The following is a 5,034-nucleotide window of genomic DNA, read 5'->3' on the forward strand; positions in this document are numbered from 1 at the left end:
CAGCAGGGCCGACGCCCGTACCAATGATGTTCGAAGCGCCAGCGCCAACAGCGTGAACAACAACAACCGCAACACGAACGTCAACAACAACCGCAATGTCAATGCGAACCAGAACGTCAACGTCAATGCCAATCGGAACGTCGTCGTCGCTGGCGGAAACAACAACAACTGCTGCGGCGGCGGCTGGGACAACGACTATCACCCGGTCGCCGGCGCCGTGGCCGTCGGCGCCGCAGTGGCCGTGACCTCTGCCGTGATCGGCTCGATGGTGAACTCGGTGCCGGCCAACTGCGCGCCGGTCAATTACGGCGGCATGGTCTATCAGCAATGCGGAAGCACCTGGTATCAGCCCCAGGGATCCCAATACGTCGTCGTCAATGCGCCGTACTAGGCTCGCTGGCCGGGTCCTCGTCCTCGCGCGGATCCGTCGCGAAGCGTGACGGTGACACGCATGCTGCCGGGCGCTACAGCATCGACTCGATCGGCAGGATCGAAAGGAAGTTGATCCACAGCCGTTGCATCGGGCCGATGCCCGGCTCGCTCGTGTAGCGGGTCTCGCCGCCAGCGGGGCTGCGGTCGATCCATTCCATGCGGGTCCTGTCGGGCTGCAACTGCACCTGGTAGGCGTAGTCCGGGATCAGGCTGTCGAAGTGGCCGGAGAGGCGCTGCGCCAGCGCGGGGCTGTCGATGAGCACGCCCATCTCGGTGTTGAGGAGCGCCGAACGGGGATCGAGGTTGAAGGAGCCGACAAAAATGCGGCTCCGGTCCACCGCGAAGGTCTTGGCATGCAGGCTCGCGGAAGAACTCCCGCCCGAGCCGCTGCTTCCGGGGACGCCGCCGCTCCGCCCGGCCTCATCCCTCGATGTGACGTCGGTCGAGCCCGGCTTGAGTTCATAGAGCTTGACGCCGGATTCCAGCAACTGCTTGCGGTACCGGGCGTAGCCGGCATGCACCGGCGCCACGTCGGTGGCCTGGAACGAGTTCGTCAGGACGCGCACCTTCACGCCGCGCGCGGCCATCTTTTCCAGGGCATCCGCGCCGCCCAGGCCGGGCACGAAGTACGGCGACACCAGGTCGAGTTCGCGCTGCCCATTGCCGAACACCTCGGTCAGCCGCGGCCTCAACTGCAGGTCCTTGCGCTCGGGCGAAAAGCGCACCTTGTCAGGGTCGTCGCTGAGGACTTGCGCGGTGGTCCACTCGAACGCGATCCTGCGCTCGGCCACCTGCTGCACGAGCGGCCTCTGGCGCACTGCATCGGCGTAGCGCTGTGCCTTCGGATCCTGCCTGACCTTCTGCCAGTTCTCGTTCAGGAGCTTGGCGCCGTCCTTTGGCGCCGGGCCCAGCAAGCTCGCCAGGGGATAGGCGGACTCGTTGTTCCAGTAGCGGTCGAACTCGGCCGAGACCTCGCGTACCACGGGTCCGACGGCGAGCACGTCCAGGTCCTGGAAACCGACGTTGAGATCCGCGCCGTAGTACTCGTCGCCCACGTTGCGGCCGCCGACGATCGCCATCTGGTTGTCGCCGGTGAAGGACTTGTTGTGCATGCGGCGATTGAGACGCGAGAAATCACCCAGGTCTGCCAGGCGGAACTTGCGGTTGGCAAAGGGATTGAAGAGCCTGACCTCGATGTTGGGATGCGCGTCGAGCGCAGCGAGGATGGGATCGAGGCCGCCGGTGTTGGCGTCGTCCAGCAGCAGCCGCACGCGCACCCCGCGCTCGGCCGCCTGCCAGATCGCCTCCCACAGCAGTTGGCCGGTGGTGTCGCCGTGCCAGATGTAGTACTGAAGGTCGAGGCTGCGTTCCGCCGCCTGCGCCAGCAGGATGCGCGCGGCGAAGGCGTCCTTGGCCTCGCCGAGCGGATAGATGCCGGACGTACCGGGATGGGCTGCGAGTTCCGGACGCAGCACCTGTCCGAGATGGGTGCCTTCCGTGTCCGTCAGTGCCGTCGACCCGACTCGCTCCACCCGATCGGGCAGGCTGACACAGGCCGACACCAGCAAGCCCAGGGCAATCGCAAGCAGCAAACGCAATGCAGGCATGGACGAGGACCCCGTCGAGCGATGGCTCAGCCGGGTCATTCCAGGAGCCGCTCGTCGAAATGGCAGGTCAATACTTGATGTCTCGTTTGTCCTGGCGACCTTCCTGCTTGGTGTCGCGCTTGTCGTGGCGGCAAGCGGCGTTGCTCTGCTGGTTCGCGGCCCTGCAGTCGACCTTGGTCGAGCGCGCGTCATGCTTGGCAGCCTGGTTCACGTCCCGGCCAGCCTGGCGCTGCTGCGACTGGTTGGTTGCCAGTGCAGCGCCCGACAGCGCCAGCAGGCCGGCTGCTGCGAGCACTTGGGCTGTCCGGCCAAAGGATGCTTTTCTCGAATCGGTCATTGCGTACTCCTCTCGCTTCGTGAGTCCATCGTGGCACGAATTGATTTCCCGGAATTGAGGGCGATCACCACGGCGACGATGAAGCAGCAATATGCTGGGGATCGACACACCGTGGCGGCCACGAAACTCCGAGGCCTGCGATATATCGTCCCGATCCGCAGCACCAGGCTGGTGCTGCATTGCCGAAGGTGTCCACCATGACGACCCGAAGTCTTGTCCGCGCGCTGACGGCAGCCCTCGCAGCCACCTGCATCGCATGCGCGCCCACGTCGGCCGCCTACGCCGCATCTGGCGGCGCCCCGGCATTGCGTGCGAGCTACGGGAAGCTCTCCCCTCGCCTGTCGAGCAGCTCGTTCGGCCGGCCGATGGTCCTGAATTCCACCGAAACAGGAGACAGCCTGAAGGGCGAGGTCTACGGCGTGCTGGACCAGCCGCTGTCCGCGTTCAATGCCAACCTGGTCAAGCCGGCCCGCTGGTGCGAGATGCTGATGCTTCACCTCAACAACCGCGCCTGCCGGGTCGACGAGGCGAAGAAGACCCTGACACTGAGCGTGGTCCGGCGCTACGACATTCCCGTCAAGGATGCCTTCGAGCTGACCTTTCATGTTCGCGTCGACGCCGCCACGCCCGACTACTTCGACGCGAAGCTGAGTGCCGCCTCAGGACCCTTCGGAACGCGCAACTACCTGATTTCGGTCGAGGGCATCCCGCTGGACAGCGGCAAGTCCTTCGTCCACTTCAGCTACACCTACGAACAGGGTTCCGCGACGCGCGTGGCGACCAAGAGCTACCTGGCCACCTTCGGCCGCGACAAGGTGGGCTTCACGGTCGTCGGGAAAGAGTCGAACGGCGACCCGAAACTGATCGGCGAGATGCTGGGTCTGGTGGAGCGCAACGCCATGCGCTACTACCTGGCGCTGGACGCGTACCTGTCGGCGCCGGACGATTTCGAGAAGCGATTGACGCTGTGGTATGCCGCCACGCAAAAGTATCCGCGCCAGTTGGGCGATCTCAGCGAGGCCGACTACCTCAAGTTCAAGCGCATGGATCGCCCTTGAAGGTCATCGACCGGGCGCACCGTCGCGGGCACGGCGTCAGCACGCGTGGCGGATCGCCAAGGCGCAGCCCTACTGCAGCCGCACTTGCCTTACCCTGAATTCCATCTTGTGGCGCATTTCCTTCAGGATCTGCCCGACGAGTTCGACGTGCTGCCCGGCGCGCAGGGTCTGCTTGCCCGGGAGCTTTGTGCGTTCGATGGTGACAGGAAGAGAGCCCGTGTCGTCGCGGAAGGTGTAGTTTTGCCCGCCTTCGTGCGACACGATCCGACCCCGCAACCGCACCAGCTGCTCGTTTCGACCGTGGTCGAGCACTTGCCTCGTCGTCATGGCCGTGACTGCACGCGGACCCATGTCCACCGAGGCTGGCTCGCCTGCCGCACTCGCCTCGGGGGCGAATGAGAGCGAGCCCGCGGCAAAGAGGGCGACGAGCAGACTGCGAGCGAAAGCGATGGGTTCCACGGCATTCCCCTGGAGAGACTAGCGTCCCTGCGACTTGCCGGCGTCGTCCGACGAATCCGTCGAAATGGGCTTCCCGTTGTTGTCGATCTTCGTTCTCGTCTCGAAGATGTCCGGGGCCCGCACCTGCTCGACGCCGACGCCGCGCACCTTTCGCTGCTTGTCGCGCTCGTGTTCGACAGCGGGGTTTTCGCAAGGCCGATCCGTCATGACCTTGCGGCCCTGTGCATCGATGCATGCATTGACTTGATGTGCCATGACGGGCTGCACGGCGACCACTACCGCGCCACACGCAAGAAGCTGCAATATTTTCATGGGAACCGTTCCTGTTCTCGAGGCCCCAGACCGGGTTTGCTCCGAGGATAGCCCTCGCTGCATAGTGTGGCGCATCCCATCCTATGGCGCACGCAGCCCGCCGAGTTGATGCAAATCAATCCGGCGGGCGCTCGCCTGTGCTTATGCGAACTCCAGGATCACCTGGTCGACCGCGAGCGACTCGCCCTTGTCCGCCGAGATCGTGCCGACCACGCCGTCCTGCGAGGCAAACAGCACGTTCTCCATCTTCATCGCCTCGATCACCGCGAGCTTCTCGCCTGCCTGCACCTTCTGCCCCGGCTTCACGGCCACTTCGACCAGCAGGCCCGGCATCGGCGACATCAGGTACTTGCTCAGGTCCGGCGGCGCCTTGTAGGGCATGAGCTTCTGCAGCCGCGCACCGAACGGCGACAGCACCATCGCCTCGATCTGCGTACCGTCATGCGCCACGCGCAGCGCGAGCGGATTCTTGCCGGCGCCACGTTCCACCTGCGCGGTGAAGGGTCGGTCGTTGACCATGCCTTCCACGCGCACGCTGCCGAGTTGGGTGGTGCTGCAGATGTGGTAGGTCGTCGAGCCGATGGCGACAGCGCTCAGCCCCGTCTTGCCATGGAAGTCCGTCACGGAGACCGGCGTGTGCACATGCTCGCCCTCGGCCCCCAGGGTAACGACCACGAACTGCTCGCCGACCTTGACGCCGTGGCCGTCAAGCTGCCCGCTGATGCCCGAGGCCCGCGCGCGGTAGCGGCGGTGCATGAAGGCGACCAGCGCCACCAGGAAGTTCGGGTCATCATGCGGCACGTCCTCCGCATGGAAGCCCTTGCCGTAA

7 protein-coding genes are annotated in these 5,034 nt (G+C 65.1%); 2 read left to right on the top strand and 5 right to left on the bottom strand.

From position 1 onward, the window contains the following. Positions 1–391 (top strand): hypothetical protein (locus HB681_RS37255; protein WP_213959925.1); only part of this gene is annotated, 391 nt, incomplete at its 5' end. 73 nt (positions 392–464) lie between these two features. Here HB681_RS37255 and HB681_RS37260 read toward each other — a convergent pair. Further along, complete coding sequence (locus HB681_RS37260) at positions 465–2,039, bottom strand: phospholipase D family protein (RefSeq protein WP_213959926.1); 1,575 nt, start codon at positions 2,037–2,039, stop codon at positions 465–467. Between the two features lie 67 nt (positions 2,040–2,106). After that, on the bottom strand, positions 2,107–2,376 hold the full coding sequence (locus HB681_RS37265) for a hypothetical protein (RefSeq protein WP_213959927.1): 270 nt from the start codon (positions 2,374–2,376) through the stop codon (positions 2,107–2,109). Between the two features lie 197 nt (positions 2,377–2,573). Between HB681_RS37265 and HB681_RS37270 the strand changes: the two genes are divergently transcribed. Then, entirely contained in the window at positions 2,574–3,434 is an 861-nt protein-coding gene (locus tag HB681_RS37270) for a hypothetical protein (RefSeq protein WP_213959928.1), read from the top strand. 69 nt (positions 3,435–3,503) lie between these two features. Here HB681_RS37270 and HB681_RS37275 read toward each other — a convergent pair whose 3' ends face one another. The 3 genes from HB681_RS37275 to HB681_RS37285 form a co-directional block, all read right to left on the bottom strand. Further along, positions 3,504–3,893, bottom strand: coding sequence for a NirD/YgiW/YdeI family stress tolerance protein (locus HB681_RS37275; protein WP_213959929.1), 390 nt, complete (start codon positions 3,891–3,893; stop codon positions 3,504–3,506). Between the two features lie 18 nt (positions 3,894–3,911). Next, on the bottom strand, positions 3,912–4,205 hold the full coding sequence (locus tag HB681_RS37280; protein WP_213959930.1) for a DUF4124 domain-containing protein: 294 nt from the start codon (positions 4,203–4,205) through the stop codon (positions 3,912–3,914). Between the two features lie 141 nt (positions 4,206–4,346). Then, positions 4,347–5,034, bottom strand: a 688-nt coding sequence (locus HB681_RS37285) for a biotin/lipoyl-containing protein (protein WP_213959931.1), incomplete at its 5' end; no start/stop codon positions are given.

Source organism: Variovorax sp. dw_954 (genome assembly GCF_018449755.1).
GTDB lineage: Bacteria > Pseudomonadota > Gammaproteobacteria > Burkholderiales > Burkholderiaceae_C > Variovorax.

Coding starts and splice junctions, on each gene's coding strand:
- HB681_RS37260 (WP_213959926.1), bottom strand. CDS start 2,039: ATGCCTGCATTGCGTTTGCTGCTTGCGATTGCCCTGGGCTTGCTGGTG.
- HB681_RS37265 (WP_213959927.1), bottom strand. CDS start 2,376: ATGACCGATTCGAGAAAAGCATCCTTTGGCCGGACAGCCCAAGTGCTC.
- HB681_RS37270 (WP_213959928.1), top strand. CDS start 2,574: ATGACGACCCGAAGTCTTGTCCGCGCGCTGACGGCAGCCCTCGCAGCC.
- HB681_RS37280 (WP_213959930.1), bottom strand. CDS start 4,205: ATGAAAATATTGCAGCTTCTTGCGTGTGGCGCGGTAGTGGTCGCCGTG.